This is a genomic window from Sphingobacterium paramultivorum, from assembly GCF_014109745.1.
Classification (GTDB): domain Bacteria; phylum Bacteroidota; class Bacteroidia; order Sphingobacteriales; family Sphingobacteriaceae; genus Sphingobacterium; species Sphingobacterium paramultivorum.
Window position 1 is genome coordinate 5,872,374 of the sequence record NZ_CP058555.1, and the last position, 23,069, is coordinate 5,895,442.

Here is a 23,069-nt window from a genome sequence, read left to right on the forward strand (position 1 = left end):
CAGTCGCGTATTCACAATAAAATATAAATCATTTGTTAAACGGTTATCAAGTGCTTTTTGCATTTCTGGTCATCTTTTCAATAGTATCCCATTGATCTTCAGGAATAATATCCAATCCATTGAACTCTCCAGCCCCCTTAAGCCATTCGCCGCCATCTATCGTGATAACATCTCCGTTGATATAACTAGCATAATCGGATACCAGATAGGCTGCGAGGTTAGCTAATTCCTCCAGTTTGCCCAAGCGGCCCAAGGGAATACGTTTGGTAGGTGAGAGGAGTTCGCCTAATTCGCCCGGGAGTAACCGTTCCATGGCGCCCGAAGTTTGGAATGGACCAGGAGCTATAGCGTTGAGTCTTATTCCTTTTTTTCCCCATTCTACAGCTAGAGATCTGGTTAGCGCAAGAACTCCGGCTTTAGCAGTTGCAGAAGGAACAACATATCCAGACCCCGTCCAAGCATAGGTGGTGACGATACTGAGTATAGCTTTATTAGGTTCATTTGCCTCAATCCACCGCTTGCCCAGTGCTAGGGTATAGTTTATACTCCCTTGGAGAACGATACCAATGACAGATTCGAAAGCTCGGGGGCTTAAACGTTCGGTAGGGGAGATAAAATTTCCAGCAGCATTGTTTATGAGGATATCTATCCCCCCAAAATGTTCATATCCATAGGAAACGACGCGTTCGACATCTTCATAATTACGCACGTCTCCAGCTACTGCAAGACATTTTGCCTGATGTTTTTCCGACAATTCGTTTGCTGTATGTTGTATAACATCATCTTTGCGGCTTGTGATCAGGCAAGAAGCGCCAAGCTCGAGAAAGTAATCTGTCATGGCTTTCCCTAGACCTGTACCACCACCCGTAATCAAAATTCGTTTTCCTTTTAACGCGTTTTCCTTTAACATGCCCATATGCTGTTCAGTTTTTATGTATCCTTAAGTTACAAAAATTTGGGGTAAAATAAAAGCCACGGTGGAGCGGATAAAAATAGTTCGGGAATAAATGGAGGTAGAGATATAAACAGAAACAGGAGCTATTCGATGAATAGCTCCTGTTTTAAAATTTCCATTCTGAATAGAATGGAGGTATGCTTATGCGCCTAATTGTACGCGTTTGAAAGCAGTTACAGTCAATCCTTTAGAAACTGAATCTAGGAATTGAGCGATGTTTTTAGAAGAATCTTTTACGAATTCTTGGTTTAACAACGTTGTATCTTTGAAGAATTTGTTCAATTTACCTTGAGCAATTTTCTCAGCCATTTCAGCTGGTTTTCCTTCAGCAATGATTTGCTCTTTTGCAATAGCAATTTCACGCTCAATTGTGTTTTGATCAACACCGTCTTTGTCAATTGCAATAGGGTTCATTGCAGCAATTTGCATTGCAACATCTTTACCAGCTTCTTCAGCACCAGCTGCATCAGCAGAAAGACCTACTAATACACCTAAACGGTAGTTACCGTGGATATAAGCGATTACTTTTTCAGCAGTGATAGTTTCGTATTTAGAAACGTCGATTTTCTCGCCAATTACACCAGTTTGCTCGATTAAAGAATCAGCGATTTTTTTGCCATCAAGTTCCAACCCTTTTAGTTCTTCCAAAGAAGCAGGTTTATTGTTTAATGCAAGATCTGCAATTTTTTCTGCGAAAGCGACGAAATCTGCGTTTTTAGCTACGAAGTCAGTTTCACAGTTAACTTCAACTACGATACCTGATTTACCATCCGCAGTGGCTTTAGCGATGATAACACCTTCGTTAGAGTCGCGATCTTGACGGCTAGCAGCTACTTTAGCGCCTTTTTTACGCAAGTAATCTACAGCAGCTTCAAAGTCACCATTAGACTCAACTAAAGCTTTTTTACAATCCATCATACCAGCGCCAGTTTGTTGACGCAATTTGTTTACATCTGATGCAGAAATTTGTACTGACATGTTTATTTCTTTTTATTATTATTTACGACTGAAATTTGTACAATATTAACTTAAAACATGTTAAGCTAATATAAAGTTTAACATTCCTTGATAAACGAGTGTTGTTAAACCAAAAAACCGGACAGATAGGCTAGTTCAAGAAAAGTAAACTTTTCCAGAAACTAACGCTACGCTATCCGGTTTGGAATAAAAATATTATTCTCCGTCTTTCGCTTTGCGAGGACGTTTAGCTTCTGAAGCATCTCCATTATCAGCTTTTGCTTTAGCAGCAGCAGCATCTTTTTCCGCTTCTTCTTCTTTGTCGCGTTTGCGCTCGTCCAAACCTTCTTGGATTGCTTGACCAATAATACCTGCGATTAAGCTAATAGATTTGCTAGCGTCATCATTTGCAGGGATTGGGAAATCAATGTTTGAAGGGTCAGAGTTTGTATCTACCATTGCAAAAGTAGGGATGTTCAATTTCATTGCTTCAGAAACAGCGATGTGTTCTTTTTTCACATCGATGATGAATAAAGCAGCTGGCAAACGGTTCAAATCAGCGATACCTCCTAAAAGGTTTTCTAATTTGATACGCTCACGTTGAATCATTAACTTCTCCTTTTTAGACAATACATCGTAAGTACCGTCTTTTTGCATTTTGTCAATGTTAGACATTTTTTTGATAGACTTACGAACTGTAGCGAAGTTTGTAAGCATACCACCTAACCAACGCTCAGTTACGAAAGGCATGTTAACCTCTTTTGCTTGTTGTGCGATGATCTCTTTTGCTTGTTTTTTCGTAGCTACGAATAAAACTTTGCGACCTGATTTTACGATTTGTTTGATAGCTGAAGCAGCTTCTTCTAATTTCGTAAGAGTTTTGTTCAAGTCAATGATGTGGATACCGTTGCGCTCCATGAAAATGTACTTAGCCATTTTCGGATCCCATTTACGTGTAAGGTGACCAAAGTGCACACCTGCATCCAATAAATCTTGATAAGTAGTTCTTGCCATTTTTTGATCCTCCTTTGATTAACGTTTACTGAATTGGAATCTTCTACGAGCCTTACGACGTCCTGGTTTCTTACGCTCAACCATACGGTCATCACGTGTTACTAAACCTTTCGCGCGTAATGCAGGTTTAACTTCTGGGTTAAGTTCAACCAAAGCTTTTGCGATCGCTAAGCGAACAGCTTCTGCTTGACCTTTAACACCACCTCCGTTAACGTTTACTTTTACATCAAAGTTTGCTAATTCACCAGCTACATTCAATGATTGAGTAGCGATGTATTGCAAAGGTAATGTTGGGAAATACTCTTTGAAGTCTTTACCGTTTATGATAATGTTTCCGCTACCAGCAGTTAAGTAAATGCGGGCAACAGCAGTTTTTCTTCTTCCTGAAGTGTTAGTTGTTGACATGTCGATTCTCCTTAAAATTTAACTGGTTTTGGATTTTGTGCCTCATGTTTGTGCTCTGTACCGGCATAAACGTAAAGGTTTTTAAACAATTGACGACCTAAACGGTTTTTAGGAAGCATACCACGAACAGCTTTTTCAATGATGCGCTCAGGGAATTTAGCCATTAACTCTTTAGGAGAAACGAAACGTTGACCACCTGGGTATCCAGTGTAGCGCACGTAAACTTTGTCGCCTAATTTGTTTCCTGTTAATCTGATTTTGTCTGCATTGATAACAATCACGTTATCTCCACAGTCTACGTGTGGGGTGAATGTAGGCTTGTGCTTACCACGAATTACTTTCGCGATGTTGCTCGCCAAACGCCCCAAAATCTCTCCTTCAGCGTCAACAACGATCCACTCTTTGTTAACGGTGTTCTTGTTGGCAGAGACAGTTTTGTAACTTAACGTATTCACTTGCTTTTGTTTAAATAATTTATTAAAAAATTTTTCTTCCCCTTATCTCAAGGGTCTGCAAAGGTACATCTATTATTCTATATTTTAAAATCTATTTTGCTTATTTTATTGAAAACGAGTCGAATTTCAAACAAGCCCCACTAATCTCAATATTTTTACAACTTCCTCGAATGAATATTGTTACATTAGTTAGTATATTGCAGGAAGAATTTTTTAATTATTTAGCGGAAGTAGATGAGATTGAATTTTTTAAATAAACGATTTTTTTTAAGTTTTATTGGTGTATTCCTTTTTTCGGCGTCTTCATTGCAAGCGCAATCGCTAGATAAGAAGACAAAACCGTATGATGCTCGATTTAAAAATGTGCAGGAAATATTGAAGCAAGGCAAAATTGGTCCGGGCATGGATTCTCTGGACGCCATTATAGCAGACTTTCCGCAGGCAGATGACATCTATTTTACAAAGGCAATTCTTCTTGCGCAGATGCGAAATCAGGACGGAGCGATCCAAGCCATTAAAGATGCGCTGGCGATCCAGTCTAAACCTGAATATCTAAGCTTCGCAGTCGACGCATTTAAAAGTAAAAATGATGCTGACAGTGCGTTGATTTATCTCGATAAGCTGATTGATCAGGACGATAATAATACGGCCTCACTAAAACGCGAACGCATCATGCTCCTTTTCAACGGTGGGTATAAAGATGTGGCTTTGGAGTATTTCTATAAAACCAAAGAAATTGCAACAGCTTCGGATACATTGGACATGGTTGGTAGTGTTTTATTAAATGATGCTGGTAATTATAAAGCTGTTATTGATCTTTTGAAACCTTGGGCAGACAAAGGGACTTCGTTGGCTCAGGTGTATGGTCAGTTGGCGCAGGCGTACAATCTTTCCAAAAATTCAAAACTTGCGCTGGAATATATTAACAAGGGGATTCAGACTACAAAAGAGGATTTCCTTTATTTCGATTTAGCTGATCTCTATCGATTTGATAAAAAACTCAAGTTATCTTTCGATGCACTCAAACAGGGATTTCAGTCTAAAAAGGTTGACTTTACAGACAAAAATCGGATTATAATGACCTTATTGAATCCGAAAGGACCCTATACGAAAGATCAGCTTTTGGAATTGGTCAATATCCTAGTTGAAGTTCACCCACGGATTGCAGAAAGCCATATGGCGAAAGGACAGGTGCTTTGGTTGAAAGATGATAAAACTGCTGCACAAAGTTCCCTAGCAGTCGCCGTTAGTATGAACCCTTATCAAATCGATGCATGGCGGATGTTGATGAGCCTGGATATGGACAAAGGCGAGTTTGACCAAGCAATCGCTCATGGCGGAGAGGCCTTACATTATGTCTCCAACAACGCCACAATACTCTATTTTACGAGTATGGCCTATCTCATGAAAAAGGATATGGAAAATAGCCGGAAATTTATGGAAGCTGCACTTAATAATGCACAGGAGGAATCTCCTTTTCTCCAGGCAAATATCTATGGAGGATTGGGTGATATTTATAACTCACTTAAAATGTATAAAGCCTCCGATGCAGCTTATATCGAAGCTATACGGCTCGATAGTACAAATGTGACGGCGATGAACAATTTAGCATACTATTTGTCGTTAAGAAAAGAACGACTTGATGATGCGACAAAATATGCTGCAATGGCGACGAAATTGCAACCCAATAACGGAACTTTTGAAGATACTTATGCTTGGGTGCTGTTTGCTGATGGAAAATATGACGATGCATTAGTCTGGATTCAAAAAGCATTGAAAAATACAAATCCGCAAACTTCGGTGTTGTTGGAGCATTATGGCGATATCCTAATTAAGTTAGGGAAAACAAACGATGCTATAAAACAGTGGAACCTTGCTTTAGAAAAGGGAGTGGACTCAGATGAAAATAAGCTGAAATTGAAAAAGAAGATTGAGACTAAAAGTTATGTGGAATAAAATTGTCTGTGTTGGTGCTGTGCTGTTGCTGCTCTCTTCTTGTAGTTCGAAGAAGAAACTACTCAAAGAAGCGGAGCTCAAAGCTCAAAACGAGTTGACGATAAAAGATAACACAAGGGAGGCAAAGAAAAATAGCTTACGTAATCTTTTTTTGACCAATTTGAACTATACTACTTTTTCTGGCAAAGCGAAAATGCGTCTTGACCTTGGAAAGGACAATTATGATGTCACTTCTAATATTAGAATAGAGAAAGATAAAAGGATCTGGATTTCTATTTCTGCGACACTGGGTATAGAGGTTGCCCGGGTATTAATAACCCCAGACAGCGTACAGATCTTAAATAAATTTCAGAGCGAATATATGGTTAAGCCATTTGACTACCTGTATCGTTTTGCTAGTCCGGATTTAACTTTCGGAAACCTACAAGATTTGTTGCTAGCCAATCTTTCTGTGAATCTATTGGCAGATATTGATCAGGTTAATTTTAAACAGGATTCGATATCTGTCCAGTTAGATGGCAAGTTGAATGAACTAGATTTTTTATATAAATTAAATAATAACAATAGGCCTTATCAATTTAGATTAGCGCAACTTTCAAAGAAACAGTTGTTGGAAGCCAATTACGGGGAATATGCCATGGCCTCCGGACAGGAATTTCCAATGCTTTTAAAAATGATCATTTCGGATGGTCGCCAAGAGATAAAAACGGAAATAAATTTTAATAAAGTGACCTTTAATGAACCGGTCGAAATGCCTTTTTCAGTATCGTCACGTTATAAAGTAATCCGATGAGAAGCTGTCTATTTCCTTTAGATTTATTACTTTCGCAATTAGTTTGCTAAAGTAAGGCGTGAATTGATAGGGTAGAAAGATGGCAAACACAAAAAAATGGTACTGTAAATGAACTTTAAAAAGACAATACTTGGTATAGCTGCTTTCCTATTCATGATTGGGATTTCATCGGCACAGACTCGGGCTGAACTTGAAAAACAACGTGAGAAGCTCAATCGTGAAATTGCCGAATTACAAAATACGGTCAAAGAGATCGCAAAAGAAAAATCACTGACACAACAACAGGTGACAGCATTGAGTAAGCAGATTAATTTGCGCGAGCAGAAGATAAATACCATTACTTCGGAAGTAGCTGTAATTAACAAACATATCAATGCCAATACCGCTGCCGTAAATAAGTTGAAGGCTGAATTGGAGAAGATGAAACGTGACTATGAGAAGATGGTGATGTTTGCGTTCAGAAACCGAAATGCCTATAATAAATTGATGTTTATTTTTGCATCAAAGGATTTTAATCAGGGGTTCCGACGGGTTAAGTACTTACAACAGTTTAACGATTCTAGAAAGCTGAAAGCTGCTGATATCGAAAATACCAAGAAACAGATTGAACAAAAAATCGCTCAATTGCAGGCGGACCGAAACAAACAGGTTGCCTTGATGAAAGAGCAGGAAAATGAGAAAAGAACCATATCTCAACAGCGATCTGTTTATTCTGGACAATTGAGTGAATTAATTGTTACAGAACGCGGTGTGAAGAAAGATATTACCCAAAAACAAAAAGAGGAGCGTCGTATTAATGCGGCCATTAAGGAGATAATTAGAAGAGAAATTGAGGCTGAACGTCGACGGGCTGAAGCGGCACGTCGTGCGGCAGAAGCGGCTGCTGAGCGTAACCGCAAAGTGAATGAGTCTACATCAACTACAAAAGGTAAGAACAATACAAAAACGAGTACTTCTAAAATGTCAGAATCAGAGGTGCTCCGTAGTACACCGGAGGCAGTTAAGCTTTCAAATGACTTCAGATCTAACCGTGGTAGTTTGCCTTGGCCTGTTTCTAATGCGAAGATCATGCAAGATTTTGGAGGGGAAAGTGTCGGAAGAAATGTCAATGTGGAACATATATCCGTGAAGATACAAACTTCTAGTGGTGCGGCTGTGAAAGCTGTTTTCGCAGGAGAGGTGAGTAGTATTTTAACAATGTATGGTCAACGTATCATAATGATTAAACATGGTGAGTACTATACTGTCTACAATAATATGGGAAGTGTAAGTGTTTCAAAAGGGCAAAAAGTAAGTACAGGCCAAACTATAGGAACGGCTGATGTGGACTCCGATACAGGTGTGCCAATGGTTGACTTCTCTGTTTATCAAGGGTCAACACCGTTGAATCCGATGTCATGGTTGGCGAGATAAGAAATAATTACTATATTTAATAATTATCATTACATTTGTAAAGAGAGAGAGAAGTTTTAGTTTAAAAGAATTGAAAAACAAGAAATTATAGTTATGTCAACATCATTATTAATCATGGGAATCGGGGGGCAAGAGTTAATTGTCATTGTAGTAATATTGTTACTATTATTTGGTGGCAAGAAGATTCCTGAATTGATGCGCGGATTGGGTAAAGGAGTTAAGGAATTTAAAGAAGGCCAAAAAGATGAGTCTTCACCTGAAAAAAAATCTGAAATAGAAGATAACAAATAAGGGAGGTTTTGATCCCATATAGCATGGATACGATTTTGTGAGGAACAAAATCGTATTTTGTTTTATACTCGACCTGCAGCTAAATAGGGCGAAAACCATTTTTATACTAAAATCCATTTCTAAACGTTTAGATTATTGTTGATTTTTCAGCAGATGAATCAAACTCGGATTTAACAGTAAATTTATGATCGGAAAACAGACGTTAATTTCAATACTAGGAGGGGTATGCTATGTACTACCGCTCATGGCCCAAGAAAGCGCTGTAGAAGGCATGAAAGAAGCCGCCCATACCTTCTTTCAAAAAAGTATCGAAAAAGAAAAACAAGAGATTTACCAATACCTAGACAGTATAAAATCTTCCGGAAATAACAGACAGCATGATGCTGAAATTACAGATGAAGATATACAGCTCGTGCGGAAACTGAAGGCAATAGAACGTGAGGTTCCGTTGGACTATTCGCCGCGAGTGAAAGATCTGGTTGCTAAATATACGTCGGGTAATTATAATCCTTATATGTGTAGGATGATGGGACTAGGACAATACTATTTCCCATTGTTTGATAAAATCATGGACGAAGTCGGAGTGCCGCGGGAACTCAAATACCTAAGTGTAGTCGAATCATCATTAAATCCACGCGATATCTCTAGTGCCGGAGCAACAGGCTTATGGCAATTGATGTATTATGAAGCCAAAACTTATCATCTTACAGTGGACAGTTATACCGACCAACGAATGGATCCTATTGCTTCAAGTTATGCTATCGCAAAAATCTTAAAAGAAGCTTATGATGAATATGGCGATTGGCTATTAGCGATAGCATCCTATAATGGCGGTAAAGGAGCGGTTAGCCGTGCGATCCAACGTTTGGGAAAAGAGAATGCTACTTTTTGGGATATCGCACCATATCTAACGCAACAGACCCAAAACTATATCCCTAAGTTCATCGCAATGACATATGCGATGAAATATGCAGACGAAAATGATATCAATGCTGAGGATACCGAACTTTCACTAAGAACTCAAGCATTGGATATCAATAAACGGATTTCATTGAACCAAATAGCGGATGTTTTACATGTGTCAAAAGAGACATTACGTGCATTGAATCCTAGTTTTAAAAGAAATGTATTAAATGGTACTGAAGAGTCTCCATTGCGATTAGTTTTACCTGTATTAGATAAAAAGATTGCCTCAGAAGAATTGTATGCTGCTCTCAACACGCCAATATCTTCTGTAACTCTTAGTCAGACGGAAAATCTAAGTAAGCCTCTACAAAATGGCAAATATAAAGTAAAAGTTGGTGAGACATTCGCTTCCATTGCTGACAAGTTTGAAGTAACAGTACAGGATATAAAATCTTGGAATAACCTGCGCGGAAATCAAATTGTCCCTGGACAAAACTTACTGATAAAAAGGGAAGATGATTTCGTTAACGCGAAGTTAGCACGTAATACAGAACGATCTTCAAAGAAGAGTCAACAGCATGCCGCTAGCGCTACACGTACAGCTTATTATGTCGTGAAGAAAGGTGATACATTATCTGAGATCGCAGATAAAAATGGTACATCAGTCGGTCGACTTAAAGGTGAAAATGATTTAAATGGAAGCCGGATAAAACCGGGAATGAAATTGAAAGTCTCAAAGAAATAACAGCATGGTTTAAATTAACCATGCTGCATCTTCTTCTTTATCAAATTCTTCAAGGGTAACGGTAACATGTTCTCTTAATATCGTTGAAAGCTTCGTGCCATAGTAGTCACTAAATATAGGGAACTTATGGTGGCTTCTATCAATTAATACAGCCGTTCTCATTTTCTTCAGTGGAACGTTCAAAAATACACCCAGTCCATAAGCTAAGGCTCTACCACTATTCAACACATCATCTACCAAGATGATCGTCTTATCTTTTGCAATATCAACAGGTATGTCTGTACTTGCACTCAACGATCTACTCGTTTTCTTCATGGTAACTTTAATCAGCAGGATTTCCTTCGTTGAAATCCCCTGTAAAATCGCTTGAAGGCGTTGCGCAAATACATAACCTCGGTCAGCAATTCCTACTAATACAAGTGTTTCATCTTCAAAATTGTCTTCCAAAATTTGATAGGCAATCCGAATAGATTTTTGTTTTATTTGTTCTTTATTTAAGATGAGCGTTTTCTTTGAAGACATAATAGTATTCCAATGATTATAGGGTAAAAATAGGATATTATATTGTATAAAAAAAGTCCAAAACGAGTTAAACGCTTTGGACTTTCCTTGATTGAATCAATCTTACTAATTCAATTTATTATCTTTTTCTGCTTTTAATATTTCTGCCGTAAGCGATCTATTATCTTCTGGTAAGCGGCCGCCATTGTAATAATAACGTCTCCAGTATGGTTCATCTAAATTGCTGATCATAACTCCTTTACTGGATGAGGCATGTGCAAATTTATTATCGCCAATATAAACACCGACATGGGTAATACTTTTACTTCTGATTTTGAAGAATACCAAATCACCTGCCTTTAGTTCGTTTTTCTCGACAGTTTTGACTTGAGAATACTGATTTCTACTATTATACCCCAATGATGTGTTAAACACTTTGTCGTATAATTCATAAGAAAATTTAGAACAGTCAATACCTCTTTTTGAATCTCCTCCCAAACGGTATGGAGTACCTAGCCATTCGTAAACAAATTGATAAAGTTTGGTGTTTGTTGTTGCTGAGACTGCAACTCCCATGATTTGTGAAAAGTATTCTTTCGCTAGGTTATCAGGATCTGATTCTGGTTTGGAGTTTCTGTTGGTTTGTGCCTGCGACACTAGACATAAGCCGATAAATAGCATTGACGCTATAAATTTCTTTGTTTTCATTAAATCGCTTTTTTGTACAACATTTAACTTTTAAAAATTCAACACTGTCATCTATTTTGGACAGCACTGTTGCGAATATAATACAATATCACTTTAAGGTCAAATTTATTTTAAGGTATTTAACGAAATTTTAACAATTTTAACATCTTTCCAAGACGTATTTACACGTATTGAGAATTAATGCACTTGTCGAGCCTCGGCTACATAAAGTAGATTGTCTACTACATTTAAAAATATCCACATGATGATAGAATGCCATTCTATTTGGCTTCTAATTGTGAATCTTAAAAAAAATATTAATTTTCTTTGGTAAAGTGATAATATTTGTTCTATATTTACAAAACATAAGCAAAAGTAATGAACACAAATACAATTATTACGTCGATTATTATTACCACCGGGATAAAACTTAGGAGGAAGTAGTTTCGTTGTATATAATTGTAGACACAATATTTAGAAGCGCTTTCCTCGACAAAGGAAAGCGCTTCTTTTTTTAGCACAAAAATCATCAATCTAAACAAACAGTATAAAACAGTATGAAAGTTTTAAAATTTGGAGGCACATCGGTCGGCACGGTAGAAAGTCTAAAGGCGGTCCTGAGCATTGTGAAAAAATCTTATGATGCAAAGGAAAAACCATTGGTTGTGTTGTCAGCCATGTCAGGAGTAACCAACTTGCTTACCCAATTGGCAGAGGACGCTGCGGAAGGAAAGTCCTTTTCGGATGGGCTAAAATCCTTGGAGGATAAGCATTTTACGGTTGTTAAAGAGCTTCTGGCTGTGAAATATCAAAATCCTGTATTTACAAAGCTAAAGTTGTTTTTTAATGAGATAGAAGATCTTCTCCAAGGAATTTTTGCACTAAAGGAGCTGAGTAATCAGAGTAAAGATTTGATCCTTAGCTACGGTGAGCGTTGCTCAAATTATATGGTATCTAAGGTGATGGAACAATATATTCCTGAGTCTCTATTTGTAGATGCATCCCATTACGTGAAAACTGATTCAAATTTTGGTAATGCTCATTTAAATGAAATGCTAACTGAGCAATTGGTGAAATCCTTGTACATAACGCATCGTGATAAGTTACTGTTTGTCACTGGTTTTATCGGAAGTAATGAAAATGGGCGTATTACCACCTTGGGAAGAGGTGGATCAGATTATACTGCAGCGATCTTCGGCTCAATACTGGACGCAACAGCCATTGAAATTTGGACAGATGTGAATGGGATGTTAACCGCCGACCCACGGATTGTGAAGAAAGCTTTTTCCTTGCCTGTATTATCATACACAGAGGCAATGGAATTATCTTACTTCGGTGCTAAGGTGATTTATCCTCCTACGATGATTCCGGCTTTCTTAAAGAAAATACCGATTGTTATTCGGAATACTTTTGAACCTGATTTCTCAGGGACTGTGATTCAGTTTGATAGTGGAAAAACAGCACTGCCAATCAAGGGAATTTCTTCGATCTCGGATATTTCTGTCATCAATCTAAGTGGATCAGGGATGATCGGTAAGTCGGGTTTTAGTGGGCGGCTTTTTACGCTATTGGCTAGAGAGCAGATCAATGTTGTGCTAATCACCCAGTCTTCTTCCGAACATAGCATCACATTTGCTGTCAATCCATCAGATGCCAAACGCGCTATACATTTGATCGAAGTGGAGTTTGAGCTTGAAATCCAAGCGAATAAACTGATCGTTCCTGCGATTGAAGAAAACCTTTCTGTCTTAGCCATCGTTGGTGAAAATATGAAAAAAACTCCCGGTATGTCCGGTCGGTTATTTGCAGCGCTAGGACGCAACGGTATTAACGTCCGGGCTATTGCGCAGGGCTCATCTGAATACAATATATCTGTAATTATTGGTAAGGAAGATTTAGCGAAGGCACTTAATGCCGTACATGATGCGTTTTTCGCAGAGTTAAAGAAAACGCTGCATGTATTTAATATCGGTACCGGTAACATTGGTGCAACTTTATTTAAACAATTGGAAAATCAGCATGACTTCCTATTGGATAAAAATGATATTGAAATTAAAGTTGTTGGAATTTCCAATAGCCGTAAAATGCTTTTTAATACCGAAGGTGTTGATTTAAATAATTGGTCCGATGAACTTGCTAAAAATGGAACTGAATCAGACCTGGCATTGTTTATTGATCGAATGAAGGCGCTGAATTTGCCGAACTGTGTATTTATCGATAATACTGCGAGCAAATTACCGGCAACCTACTACGAAGATATCTTTAAATCCAATATTTCGATCGTCACTTGCAATAAAATTGCGAATTCAGGTAAATACGAGCAATATAAAACACTCCGTGATACTGCGCATCGACACGGTGTAGATTTTTTTTATGAAACAAATGTAGGTGCAGGATTGCCTATCGTCAGGGTGCTTAAAGACTTGATGTTGAGTGGTGACCGTATCGTGAAGATAGAAGCTATTCTTTCAGGGACAATTTCGTATATTTTTAACAATTTTAAAGCAGATGCTTCTTTTTATGATGTCGTCAAACAGGCTCAGGAGCTGGGATACACCGAGCCAGACCCAAGGGATGATTTAGGTGGTATAGATTTTATGCGTAAAATGCTCATCTTGGCAAGAGATGCTGGGTATGCTGTTGAGGCCGAGGATGTAGACCTTGGTGCGATATTACCTCCAGTATGTTTGAAAGCAGATACTGTAGATTCTTTTTATACAGAATTGCAACAAGAAAATGAATATTTCGAAGCAATGAAGAAGAAAGCAGCCAATGAAAATAAAGTAATCCGCTACATCGGGAAATTGGAAAATGGAAAGGTATCCATTGCGATTCAGTTTGTTGATGAAAATCATCCTTTTTATGCTTTATCAGGCAGCGATAACATTATATCGTTTACAACAGAGCGCTATAAAGAACGTCCCCTCGTAGTAAAAGGTCCTGGAGCGGGGGCTGAGGTTACAGCTGCCGGTGTATTTGCAGATTTAGTAAATGTTGGAGCATAAAAACTATTCAAGGAAAATAAAAATTACGTGATGGCCAATAATTTAAATGTGGAGTATCTGAAGGATAAGGTGATAAATTTAGACAGCATGCTGTCGGAAGTTCGTGTTTTTGCGCCTGCAACTGTCGCAAATATGATCTGTGGTTTTGATATATTGGGTTTTGCTGTCGAGGAACCCGGTGATGAGGTGATTATGCGGCGCACGCAACAACCTGGAGTAACGATTCGGGAAATAACTGGCGACGATGGAAGACTACCGCTCGATCCCGGTAAGAATACCGTATCTGCCTGTGTTCAATATCTATTACAAGCCTTGAATATCTCTTCAAAGGTAGGTGTCGAAATCGAATTGCATAAACATATGCCAATTGGATCTGGACTGGGCTCCAGTGCAGCAAGTACCGTAGCCGGGCTTTTTGCCATCAATACCATGCTTGGAAACCCTTTGACAAAAGAAGAATTATTGCCATTTTGTGTTGAAGGTGAGCGTTTGGCTTGCGGTACAGGCCATGCCGATAATGTTGCCCCGGCGCTTTATGGAGGCATAACATTAATTCGGGGAAATGAACCTTTGGATGTTATTTCCATCCCTTCACCAAAAGAACTCGTAGCAGCGGTGGTTTTTCCGCAAGTGGATGTTCCTACACGTGACGCAAGACAACTTATAAAGGATAAAGTGTTATTAAAAGACGCCGTGACCCAATGGGGAAATATCGCGGGATTGGTTGCCGCTTTGTTCAAAGAAGATTATGATCTCATCGCACGAAGTATGAAAGATATTCTTATCGAACCGACCCGTGCAATTTTAATTCCTCAGTTTTATGAAATGAAAGAGATTGCTTTGAAGAACAGTGCATTGAGCTTCGGTATCTCTGGTTCAGGACCGTCTGTCGTAGCAATAACACGTGACGAAAAAATAGCGAGGGATATTGCGGACAAAATTCAAGCTCATCTCAAAGACAATGAGATTGAAAGCTTTGGATATGTTTCCCGTGTCAATGTAGAGGGCCCTAGAATATTGGATTAAAAATTATTTACAGAATTGAGGTCTATAAACTTTGAGGTTAATCGACAATTAACTCATAGAAGATAAAAAAACAAGATATTCATGTTCTACAAATACGAATGAAGATACCTGGATATACCATGTGACCTTTAAAAACAGATCATTTATATATGAAATTTTATAGCACAAATAATAAAACATTAGAAGTCTCCTTTAAAGATGCGGTCTTCAATTCTCTTCCTGCAGACAAAGGATTGTATATGCCTGAAGAGATTCCACAATTGGATCCGCTGTTCATTAAGAATATTCAACAGTACTCCTTGCAGGAGATTGCTTTTGAAGTAGCTTCTACACTATTGGGAAATGATATTCCCAAAGACGATTTAAAACAGATTGTGAACGATGCCATCAATTTTGATGCTCCTGTAAAATTCTTGACCGACAGCACGGCTGTGCTCGAACTATTTCATGGGCCATCTTATGCCTTTAAGGATTTTGGTGCTCGGTTTATGAGTAGGGTCATGGGCTATTTTTCAAAGACTGACGATAAATTACTGGACGTCCTTGTCGCGACATCAGGCGATACCGGTGGAGCTGTTGCCTTGGGCTTTTTGGGGGTAGAAGGAACACGTGTGACGATCCTATATCCTAAAGGTAAAGTTTCGGAAGTTCAGGAACTACAATTGACCACTAATGGACAAAATATTCGTGCTATTGAAGTAGAAGGAACTTTTGACGATTGTCAGGCATTGGTAAAACAAGCTTTTAGTGATGCCGAACTCAATACTGTATTGCGTTTGACCTCCGCTAATTCAATAAATATAGCACGGCTGATCCCACAGACATTTTATTATTTTTATGCGTATGCGCAATTGAAGTCACAAGGAGTCAATGAGGTCGTATTTACAGTGCCGAGTGGTAATTTTGGTAATATTGGGGCTGGTTTATTGGCCTATAAAATGGGACTTCCAGTAAAACATTTTGTAGCTGCAACAAACGTTAATGATACCGTTCCTAGATTCCTTTCTTCAGGTAAATATGAACCACTACCTTCTGTTCAAACCTTAAGCAATGCTATGGATGTTGGGAATCCAAGCAACTGGGTGCGTATACAGGATCTCTTTGGCGGAAATGTGGCTGAACTAAAAAATATGCTTTCTTCTTATACATTTACAGATGAAGAAACAAAAGAAGGAATGCAGAAATTATTTGAAGAATCAAATTATATCGCCTGTCCGCATACAGCAATCGCCTGGCTTGGCGCTCGTGCTTATGCAAATGAGCATCCCGGTCCGTATGCTTCAGTTTTCTTATCGACAGCACATCCCTGCAAATTCCCTGATGCAATAGCAGCAGATGTATTCGAAAAAATAGTTTTGCCTGTCGGCGCAGAAACATTGCAAGGAAAAGAGAAATTAGCAGAATCTTTGAAAGTTGATTTTGAAGCTTTCAAAAAATATTTAATCAACCATAACTAAACGTTGAGGGCTCCTTTAGGAGCCCTTTTTTATACCAAGATAGGTGTCGATATAGTTTTTTAATTCAAGTTTTTTGTCTTTATCTAAGATTAAGTCATAGATTGGGATTGGTTGATCTCGCCCAAATGTTATGAAATCTCCATTTTCTTCTGTTAAAGAATTTAACCATGCACTAACGTCAATGGTATTTTTTATCGGATGCATATCAAATAATCTGAGATTGGCACCCGAAACAAACGCCACAATTTTCCAATCTTTTATGACTTTGTCTTCAAGCAAAGTTTTTTTATCCAGATATTTTATAAGATTTACGGAAGCCCCTTTTGTGCAACTCAAAATTAGATGTATGCCATACTTTTTTACAATAAGTTCTGGGCTGTTGTTCTTAACAAAATTAATGAAGTCTTGATTTTGAAATTTCGGCTCTTCGCTGCAAAGAAAATAATGCTGTATTGAAATCCTCCAGAATAATTGTTTCATTTATTTTTTGACAAATAAAGAAGCCTGGTTTTGCAATTAATAAGTTAATTTTGCAACAATGAAATCAGTTTATTTGAATAAGGGCAAGGATAAAGCTGCCTGGCAATTGCATCCTTGGGTATTTTCTGGAGCAATTAAATCATTGTCCGATAAAATTGAAGATGGCGAAGTTGTTGGCGTTTACAATGCTGAACGTGAATTTATTGCCTATGGTCTATTTCACAATAGCTCGCGTGTAGCCATTCGTTTATTGGAGTGGAACCCTCAGGCACAGATTGATGCAGATTGGTGGCGTGCCCGAGTTCAGAAGGCTGTTGCAGCAAGACAGCATCTGTTGCAAGAAGGTGTTACCAATACGATTCGTTTAATCTTTGCTGAAGCAGATTTTCTTCCCGGACTTATTGCAGATAAATACGCAGATTTTATATCCATTCAGATTCATTCAGTTGGGGTGGAAAAGGTCAAATCCATTATTATAGATGAATTGAATGCTTTGCTGCAACCCAAAGGAATTTATGAGCGCAGTGATCTGAAATCCCGCGAACATGAAGGATTACCCGATACCAATGGACTTTTGTTTGGAGAACTTCCATCTGAATTTGTCGACGTTATCGAAAATGGCATTCATTATAAGGTTAACATTATTGATGGGCAAAAATCGGGATTTTATTGCGACCAACGTGAAAATCGCCAGCTAACGGCCAACTACGTTTTGAATAAACGAGTCCTAGATTGTTTCTGCTATTCCGGTGGTTTTACGTTAAATAGTTTGAAAAGTGGCGCTGCAGAAGTCATATCTGTAGATAGTTCTGCACTGGCTATTGAAACCCTGGAAAAGAATATTGTTGAAAATGGTTTTGAACCTAGTCGACATAAAGCAATATTGTCTGATGTAAACAAGCAATTGCGTAAATTCGTTGATGAAGGGGAGAAATTTGATCTGATTGTCCTGGATCCACCGAAATATGCACCCTCTCGATCTGCATTGGAAAGAGCATCAAGGGCGTATAAAGACCTGAATCGCCGCGGATTGATGTTGTTAAATAGTGGTGGTTTATTAGCGACATTTTCTTGCTCAGGTGCGATGGATATGGATACGTTCAAACAAGTACTCGCTTGGGCTGCACTGGATGCCGGTAAGGAAATTCAGTTTATCAGACAATTTCATCAACCTGAAGACCATCCTGTCCGGGCTTCGTTCCCCGAAGGTGAATATCTGAAAGGATTGTTGGTACGCGTATTATAATTATTATATGAAGATAGTTTAGGTTGGTTTGTGAAAATCAACCTTTTTAATTTTTGAACGACGTCATGATACAAGAGAAGGCGAGTAGACCTATTTTTTCTATTTTGTTTGCCGTAAGCATGGTGCATCTTCTGAACGATATGATTCAGGGAGTGATACCGGCAACCTATCCCTTGCTCAAAGAAGAGCATCATCTAAGCTTTTCTCAGGTTGGGATGATTACAATGGTTTATCAAATAGCAGCTTCAATATTCCAGCCTGTTGTAGGCTCATTTACGGATAAACATCCTGTACCATACTCCCAGATTATAGGGATGTCTTTTTCACTTTTCGGTATGCTTTTGTTTTCGAAAGCACACAGTTATGAATGGATCTTATTTTCTGTTTTTCTGGTCGGGATTGGTTCTTCAATCTTTCACCCTGAATCTTCACGTGTAGCTTATATGGCGTCGGGAGGAAGAAGAAGTATGGCACAATCTATTTTTCAGATCGGAGGCAATGCAGGGACCGCAATGGCTCCAATCATTGTCGCTTTTTTGGTTTTACCGAGAGGGCAACAGGCGATCGCCTGGATGTGCTTATTTACGATTCTCGGCCAATTTATATCCTATTATATCGGTAGTTGGTATAAAAAGAGACTTCAAAGCTCCGCTAAATCAACGAAGAGAACAATACGCGTACCTGATCTACCCAATAGCCGAATCATCGTGACCGTTATTATACTCCTATTACTGATTGTTTCAAAATACTTCTATATAGCAAGTATCACAAACTACTTCCAGTTTTATACAATCAAGAAATTCGGAATAAATGAAGTGGAAGCACAAGTCTATCTATTTTATTTTCTGATAGCCGTTGCGGTGGGAACCCTACTTGGGGGAGCATTCGGCGATCGATTTGGTCGCAAATATGTCATCTGGTTCTCCGTCTTGGGCGTTGCGCCATTTGCATTGGCATTACCCTATGTTGGACTTACGATGACGGGGATATTAATCGTGATTATTGGGTTGATCTTATCATCAGCTTTTCCAGCAATTATTGTTTATGCACAAGAACTATTGCCTAAAAAGTTGGGTATGGTTTCAGGTTTATTTTACGGCTTTGCATTTGGAATGGGAGGGATTGGATCCGCTGTACTTGGCTGGCAGGCAGATCATACTTCCATCGAGTTTATTTATCACTTATGTTCCTATCTGCCATTGATCGGTATTGTGGCTTATTTTCTTCCCAATCTACAAAAAACACCTTACAAAGAAATTTAGATTTGACATATAGGCACATGTTAAAAAAGAAAGAGCGGATTTCAATAAAGTATCCGCTCTTTTCTTACTTGATGCAGTCCATCCAGGCTGAAGCCATCATTTGTGCCCCAGCAAGCGTGGGATGTACACCGTCCGCGGCCCAATAGGCACCAGGGGCGTTCTTTTGGGCATTGTCGAATATTTTTTGATAGGGGATTAGAATTGCTCCAAATTCTTTGGCGATCTCACGAGCGGATTCTTGGTAAGCCAAAAATTTTGGATACCAAGCTTCAGTAATGTGACCTACACCCTTTACTGCAAAAGGTTCCCCAATGATCAATTTGACATTTGGAAGCTTTTGTAAAGTCTCCTGCAATAGCTGTTGGTACTGGGATTTATACTCTTCAACCGTCGTCTGCGCTCCTCGATCGATTGTCCGCCAGAAATCGTTCACACCAATCAAAATACTCAATACAGTGGGTTTAATTGCCAGAGTATCCTCCTGCCAGCGCTTTTGTAGATCGGGTACACGATTTCCACTAATACCTGTATTATATACCTTTAGTTTCTTTGCTGGATATTTATTTAAGAGCTGGCTGGCAGCCAATAAAGCATAACCATGACCCAGCGCACCAGTGTCATTGGCATTTCTGTTATTTCTATCTCGGCCTACATCCGTAATCGAGTCGCCCTGAAATAAAATAATGTCATCATTATTTAAACTGATTTTTGAGGAATTGGCTGTTGATTCGTGCGCGAAGACATCGTTTCCCAGTAGATTGGCGCCAGTCAATAGACCAGTGCCAATGATGCTTTTTTTGATAAATGATCTGCGGTTTGTGTTCATTATTAGGTTTTTGTTATGTTTAAAGTTACATACTTTAAGCATACTTTTCCAAACCTTTTATAATGATGTTACACGCTTTTTCAATTTCAAAGTCTGTAATCGTCAACGGCGGAGCTACACGCAATGCTGTTTCACAATGCAGATACCAATCGATCATAACCCCGTTTTCTGCACAGTATTTGCTCACATTGTAAACTTGATCAAAAGAATCCAGTTGCAGACACATCATAAGACCCAATCCACGAATTTCTTTGATAGCAGGATGTTTGAGCTTTTCCCTAAATAAAAGTGACTTTCTTTCAACCTGTTCAACTAATTTTTCTTCTTTGATAACGCTTAACGAAGCGCGTGCTGCAGCACAGCTCACAGGATGTCCCCCAAAAGTGGTAATGTGTCCAAGCATGGGATTGTCCTTAATTACATCCATCACTTCCTTAGCTGCAACAAATGCACCCAAAGGCATGCCACCACCGATGCCTTTGGCAAGCATCAGGATATCTGGAACAATCGCAAAATGTTCAAAGGCGAAAAGACGACCTGTGCGACCGAAACCTGTTTGAATTTCATCAAAGATTAGTAAAGTACCTGTTTCATCACAGCGTTTTCTGACAGCTTGCATGTAGGCGATATCCGGGACTCGGACACCAGCTTCTCCCTGAATGGCTTCGAGGATGACAGCAGCAGTTTGTTCCGTAATCCTTGTTAGGTCTTCCATATCATTAAACTCAATGAAATCTATTTCGGGTAGGAGTGGGGCATAGGCTTTACGATACTCATCATTTCCGATCAGACTGAGCGCGCCTTGTGTACTGCCGTGGTACGCTTTTTTTGCTGCTATAATCTGCTTGCGACCCGTATATTTCTTAGCTATTTTCATAGATCCCTCTACCGCTTCCGTACCGCTGTTGGTGAGGTAGACAGATTGAAAATTAGTAGGAAGCTCTGCCAATAGTTCTGTTGCAAATTGTACCTGTGGGGCTTGTACAAATTCACCATAAACGGTGACATGTAAGTATTGGTCCAATTGTGATTTTATAGCCTCTAAAACCTTCGGATGACGATGGCCTATATTGCTGACATTGAAGCCGGAGACCAGATCCATATATTCTTCTCCATTGGGACCATAAAGGTACACACCTTCAGCCTTAACTACTTCAACCAATCTAGGTGAGCTAGATGTTTGAGCAGTATTCATTAAAAATAATTCTCTGTTGCTTAACATGATCTTACAAATGTCCGAAAATAAAAAAGAAGTCTTCAAGACTTCTTTTTTATTTTCGAGATTATTTTCTTCTATTCTGCAGGGATTTGTATAGATGTTCCCTGAATTCCTGTTCTACTTCAAAAAATTGCGATGCACGCGCATTGCCAATAACTTTGGCAAATTTGGCCCGGTATTCTTTTTTGATCTCCACTTCTTTAGCATCATACTGTAATACATCTCTGGAACCACCTCTAAAATTATTTTTGGGGGCACCATTCAATTTTTCTTTCCTGATATCCCAAAGTGTTTGGCTATACTCGTTATAGAGCGGAAAGAATTGTTGAGCCTCTCTTGGTGTCAAATCTAGTTCTTTAGTAATGTAAGCTATTTTTTCATTTTCTATAGCTTGAAATCGATTTTTGTCTTGTGCAAAGCCCAAGGCAATAGAAAATATACTAAAGAACAATGTTATCCATATGTATTTTTTATTGAACATCATTATAAGGTATAGTTTAGATAATCTTCTATTTCTTGTTTAGATATATTACTTCCAAATCCCTTGGTAGGGAGATTAGCTTCATCAGTATACTGAGACATATAAATCATATCATCACCAGAAGCAGAAGCCGCAAGGTAATTAATAATTTCCTGCTTAGGAATTTCTGACAAATGCTGGCTCAACTGCTCCTCTGCAACAGCTTCTACAGGAGCTGCATCTTGCTGTTGATACTGATATCCCCAATATCCACCTATGCTCAACATGGCAGCAAAAGATGCTGCAACAGCATAGCGAGCATACCATTTTTTTTGTCTTCCAATCTGATGGATCGGTGTATTGTCCTTCTCAGGCGTTAGTACATGATCAACAATGCTGTCCGAAAGATTCTCAAAATAATATTTAGGTACATCAAAGCCCGCAGTAACAACTGTTTCTTTTAATTTTTCTTCGGCAATACGAGCAAAAATAGTCGATTCAACTGTTTCTTCATAGCCAACCGGAACAGAGAAACCATCTGTAGGAACTGTTTTCTTCAATTCCTGCTCAGCTAGACGAGCGAAGATCGAATTTTCAAGAACTTGACCATAGTCAGAGGGCATTGTAAAGCCATCAGATGCAATCGTTTCTTTTAATTTGTCTTCTAAAATTCGGTTGAGGATAGTTGAAGATAGTTCGGAAGTATAATTTTCAGGAATTTCAAAGCCGTCAGTACCAACTTGATTTTTTAAATTATCTTCCGCTACTTTGCACATAATGGCCGCAGACAGGCTATCAAAATATCCTTCTGGAACCTCAAAGATGGATTCTTCCTTGCATTCAACCAATTTGACTTGCGTAATTATTTTTGATTCTAAATCACTGAAATAATTTTCAGGTAAGCCAAATGGATTTTCACGCAACGATGCTGGAAGATTTGTAGGCTCCAGCCCATCATGATATGTGCCATTTTCCTTCATAGTATTTGTTAGAACCTAATTTCGCTAAAA

The 23,069-nt window shown here is 38.7% G+C and carries 22 protein-coding genes; 10 read left to right on the forward strand and 12 right to left on the reverse strand.

Features of this window, described 5'->3' with window-relative positions:
* Nucleotides 1–46: 46 nt before the first annotated feature.
* The 5 genes from HS960_RS24295 to rplM form a co-directional block, all read right to left on the reverse strand.
* Complete coding sequence (locus HS960_RS24295; protein WP_153847297.1) at nt 47–910, reverse strand: SDR family oxidoreductase; 864 nt, start codon at nt 908–910, stop codon at nt 47–49.
* Nucleotides 911–1,096: 186 nt separating this feature from the next.
* Nucleotides 1,097–1,933: a translation elongation factor Ts gene (gene tsf, locus HS960_RS24300; RefSeq protein ID WP_153847258.1), complete on the reverse strand. Its 837-nt coding sequence runs from the start codon at nt 1,931–1,933 to the stop codon at nt 1,097–1,099.
* A 195-nt stretch (nt 1,934–2,128) separates the two neighbouring features.
* Nucleotides 2,129–2,926, reverse strand: coding sequence for a 30S ribosomal protein S2 (gene rpsB, locus HS960_RS24305; RefSeq protein WP_046671991.1), 798 nt, complete (start codon nt 2,924–2,926; stop codon nt 2,129–2,131).
* A gap of 18 nt (nt 2,927–2,944) precedes the next feature.
* Nucleotides 2,945–3,331, reverse strand: coding sequence for a 30S ribosomal protein S9 (gene rpsI / locus HS960_RS24310; RefSeq protein ID WP_046671992.1), 387 nt, complete (start codon nt 3,329–3,331; stop codon nt 2,945–2,947).
* An 11-nt stretch (nt 3,332–3,342) separates the two neighbouring features.
* Complete coding sequence (rplM, locus tag HS960_RS24315; RefSeq protein ID WP_077437655.1) at nt 3,343–3,786, reverse strand: 50S ribosomal protein L13; 444 nt, start codon at nt 3,784–3,786, stop codon at nt 3,343–3,345.
* 234 nt (nt 3,787–4,020) lie between these two features.
* On the opposite strand from rplM, the gene HS960_RS24320 reads away from it, so the two are divergent.
* The 5 genes from HS960_RS24320 to HS960_RS24340 all read left to right on the forward strand — a co-directional run bounded on the left by HS960_RS24320 (nt 4,021) and on the right by HS960_RS24340 (nt 9,890).
* Complete coding sequence (locus HS960_RS24320) at nt 4,021–5,742, forward strand: tetratricopeptide repeat protein (protein ID WP_182330779.1); 1,722 nt, start codon at nt 4,021–4,023, stop codon at nt 5,740–5,742.
* Nucleotides 5,732–6,535, forward strand: a complete 804-nt coding sequence (locus tag HS960_RS24325; protein ID WP_153847256.1) for a DUF4292 domain-containing protein — start codon at nt 5,732–5,734, stop codon at nt 6,533–6,535. The genes HS960_RS24320 and HS960_RS24325 overlap by 11 nt, the downstream gene beginning before the upstream one ends.
* A gap of 108 nt (nt 6,536–6,643) precedes the next feature.
* Entirely contained in the window at nt 6,644–7,948 is a 1,305-nt protein-coding gene (locus tag HS960_RS24330) for a murein hydrolase activator EnvC family protein (protein ID WP_153847255.1), read from the forward strand.
* A 93-nt stretch (nt 7,949–8,041) separates the two neighbouring features.
* Nucleotides 8,042–8,239, forward strand: a complete 198-nt coding sequence (gene tatA, locus HS960_RS24335) for a twin-arginine translocase TatA/TatE family subunit (RefSeq protein WP_088162917.1) — start codon at nt 8,042–8,044, stop codon at nt 8,237–8,239.
* A gap of 184 nt (nt 8,240–8,423) precedes the next feature.
* The gene (locus tag HS960_RS24340; protein WP_182330780.1) at nt 8,424–9,890 is read left to right on the forward strand and encodes a LysM peptidoglycan-binding domain-containing protein; all 1,467 of its coding nucleotides are present in this window, start codon (nt 8,424–8,426) and stop codon (nt 9,888–9,890) included.
* A 9-nt stretch (nt 9,891–9,899) separates the two neighbouring features.
* On the opposite strand, the gene HS960_RS24345 is transcribed toward HS960_RS24340, so the two are convergent.
* Together HS960_RS24345 and HS960_RS24350 are read right to left on the reverse strand one after the other, a co-directional pair.
* Entirely contained in the window at nt 9,900–10,412 is a 513-nt protein-coding gene (locus HS960_RS24345; protein ID WP_153847253.1) for a phosphoribosyltransferase family protein, read from the reverse strand.
* Nucleotides 10,413–10,517: 105 nt separating this feature from the next.
* Complete coding sequence (locus tag HS960_RS24350) at nt 10,518–11,099, reverse strand: C40 family peptidase (RefSeq protein ID WP_046671999.1); 582 nt, start codon at nt 11,097–11,099, stop codon at nt 10,518–10,520.
* A 536-nt stretch (nt 11,100–11,635) separates the two neighbouring features.
* Between HS960_RS24350 and thrA the strand changes: the two genes are divergently transcribed.
* The 3 genes from thrA to thrC all read left to right on the forward strand — a co-directional run bounded on the left by thrA (nt 11,636) and on the right by thrC (nt 16,566).
* Nucleotides 11,636–14,083 (forward strand): bifunctional aspartate kinase/homoserine dehydrogenase I, encoded by a 2,448-nt coding sequence (gene thrA, locus HS960_RS24355; protein WP_159731135.1) that lies wholly within the window; start codon nt 11,636–11,638, stop codon nt 14,081–14,083.
* A gap of 87 nt (nt 14,084–14,170) precedes the next feature.
* Nucleotides 14,171–15,109 (forward strand): homoserine kinase, encoded by a 939-nt coding sequence (locus HS960_RS24360; RefSeq protein ID WP_153847296.1) that lies wholly within the window; start codon nt 14,171–14,173, stop codon nt 15,107–15,109.
* Nucleotides 15,110–15,258: 149 nt separating this feature from the next.
* Nucleotides 15,259–16,566, forward strand: a complete 1,308-nt coding sequence (gene thrC, locus HS960_RS24365) for a threonine synthase (protein WP_153847251.1) — start codon at nt 15,259–15,261, stop codon at nt 16,564–16,566.
* Between the two features lie 15 nt (nt 16,567–16,581).
* Here thrC and HS960_RS24370 read toward each other — a convergent pair whose 3' ends face one another.
* On the reverse strand, nt 16,582–17,046 hold the full coding sequence (locus HS960_RS24370; RefSeq protein WP_153847250.1) for a hypothetical protein: 465 nt from the start codon (nt 17,044–17,046) through the stop codon (nt 16,582–16,584).
* A gap of 58 nt (nt 17,047–17,104) precedes the next feature.
* Here HS960_RS24370 and HS960_RS24375 point away from each other — a divergent pair, with 58 nt between their 5' ends.
* Both HS960_RS24375 and HS960_RS24380 read left to right on the forward strand, forming a co-directional pair.
* The gene (locus tag HS960_RS24375; RefSeq protein WP_153847249.1) at nt 17,105–18,292 is read left to right on the forward strand and encodes a class I SAM-dependent rRNA methyltransferase; all 1,188 of its coding nucleotides are present in this window, start codon (nt 17,105–17,107) and stop codon (nt 18,290–18,292) included.
* A 65-nt stretch (nt 18,293–18,357) separates the two neighbouring features.
* On the forward strand, nt 18,358–19,554 hold the full coding sequence (locus HS960_RS24380) for an MFS transporter (RefSeq protein WP_153847248.1): 1,197 nt from the start codon (nt 18,358–18,360) through the stop codon (nt 19,552–19,554).
* 64 nt (nt 19,555–19,618) lie between these two features.
* Here HS960_RS24380 and HS960_RS24385 read toward each other — a convergent pair whose 3' ends face one another.
* From HS960_RS24385 to HS960_RS24400, 4 genes are all read right to left on the reverse strand, one after another.
* On the reverse strand, nt 19,619–20,380 hold the full coding sequence (locus tag HS960_RS24385; RefSeq protein ID WP_153847247.1) for an SGNH/GDSL hydrolase family protein: 762 nt from the start codon (nt 20,378–20,380) through the stop codon (nt 19,619–19,621).
* Between the two features lie 34 nt (nt 20,381–20,414).
* Complete coding sequence (locus HS960_RS24390) at nt 20,415–21,602, reverse strand: aspartate aminotransferase family protein (RefSeq protein WP_182330781.1); 1,188 nt, start codon at nt 21,600–21,602, stop codon at nt 20,415–20,417.
* A 61-nt stretch (nt 21,603–21,663) separates the two neighbouring features.
* On the reverse strand, nt 21,664–22,083 hold the full coding sequence (locus HS960_RS24395) for a hypothetical protein (protein ID WP_227550267.1): 420 nt from the start codon (nt 22,081–22,083) through the stop codon (nt 21,664–21,666).
* Nucleotides 22,083–23,039 (reverse strand): hypothetical protein, encoded by a 957-nt coding sequence (locus HS960_RS24400; protein WP_153847245.1) that lies wholly within the window; start codon nt 23,037–23,039, stop codon nt 22,083–22,085. The genes HS960_RS24395 and HS960_RS24400 overlap by 1 nt, the downstream gene beginning before the upstream one ends.
* Nucleotides 23,040–23,069: the final 30 nt, after the last annotated feature.

Coding starts and splice junctions, on each gene's coding strand:
- HS960_RS24345 (WP_153847253.1), bottom strand. CDS start 10,412: ATGTCTTCAAAGAAAACGCTCATCTTAAATAAAGAACAAATAAAACAA.
- HS960_RS24340 (WP_182330780.1), top strand. CDS start 8,424: ATGATCGGAAAACAGACGTTAATTTCAATACTAGGAGGGGTATGCTAT.
- HS960_RS24370 (WP_153847250.1), bottom strand. CDS start 17,046: ATGAAACAATTATTCTGGAGGATTTCAATACAGCATTATTTTCTTTGC.
- HS960_RS24390 (WP_182330781.1), bottom strand. CDS start 21,602: ATGTTAAGCAACAGAGAATTATTTTTAATGAATACTGCTCAAACATCT.
- HS960_RS24330 (WP_153847255.1), top strand. CDS start 6,644: ATGAACTTTAAAAAGACAATACTTGGTATAGCTGCTTTCCTATTCATG.
- rpsI (WP_046671992.1), bottom strand. CDS start 3,331: ATGTCAACAACTAACACTTCAGGAAGAAGAAAAACTGCTGTTGCCCGC.
- tsf (WP_153847258.1), bottom strand. CDS start 1,933: ATGTCAGTACAAATTTCTGCATCAGATGTAAACAAATTGCGTCAACAA.
- HS960_RS24380 (WP_153847248.1), top strand. CDS start 18,358: ATGATACAAGAGAAGGCGAGTAGACCTATTTTTTCTATTTTGTTTGCC.
- HS960_RS24325 (WP_153847256.1), top strand. CDS start 5,732: ATGTGGAATAAAATTGTCTGTGTTGGTGCTGTGCTGTTGCTGCTCTCT.
- HS960_RS24295 (WP_153847297.1), bottom strand. CDS start 910: ATGTTAAAGGAAAACGCGTTAAAAGGAAAACGAATTTTGATTACGGGT.
- tatA (WP_088162917.1), top strand. CDS start 8,042: ATGTCAACATCATTATTAATCATGGGAATCGGGGGGCAAGAGTTAATT.
- thrC (WP_153847251.1), top strand. CDS start 15,259: ATGAAATTTTATAGCACAAATAATAAAACATTAGAAGTCTCCTTTAAA.
- HS960_RS24360 (WP_153847296.1), top strand. CDS start 14,171: ATGCTGTCGGAAGTTCGTGTTTTTGCGCCTGCAACTGTCGCAAATATG.
- HS960_RS24320 (WP_182330779.1), top strand. CDS start 4,021: ATGAGATTGAATTTTTTAAATAAACGATTTTTTTTAAGTTTTATTGGT.
- thrA (WP_159731135.1), top strand. CDS start 11,636: ATGAAAGTTTTAAAATTTGGAGGCACATCGGTCGGCACGGTAGAAAGT.
- rpsB (WP_046671991.1), bottom strand. CDS start 2,926: ATGGCAAGAACTACTTATCAAGATTTATTGGATGCAGGTGTGCACTTT.
- HS960_RS24375 (WP_153847249.1), top strand. CDS start 17,105: ATGAAATCAGTTTATTTGAATAAGGGCAAGGATAAAGCTGCCTGGCAA.
- HS960_RS24400 (WP_153847245.1), bottom strand. CDS start 23,039: ATGAAGGAAAATGGCACATATCATGATGGGCTGGAGCCTACAAATCTT.
- HS960_RS24350 (WP_046671999.1), bottom strand. CDS start 11,099: ATGAAAACAAAGAAATTTATAGCGTCAATGCTATTTATCGGCTTATGT.
- HS960_RS24385 (WP_153847247.1), bottom strand. CDS start 20,380: ATGAACACAAACCGCAGATCATTTATCAAAAAAAGCATCATTGGCACT.
- HS960_RS24395 (WP_227550267.1), bottom strand. CDS start 22,083: ATGATGTTCAATAAAAAATACATATGGATAACATTGTTCTTTAGTATA.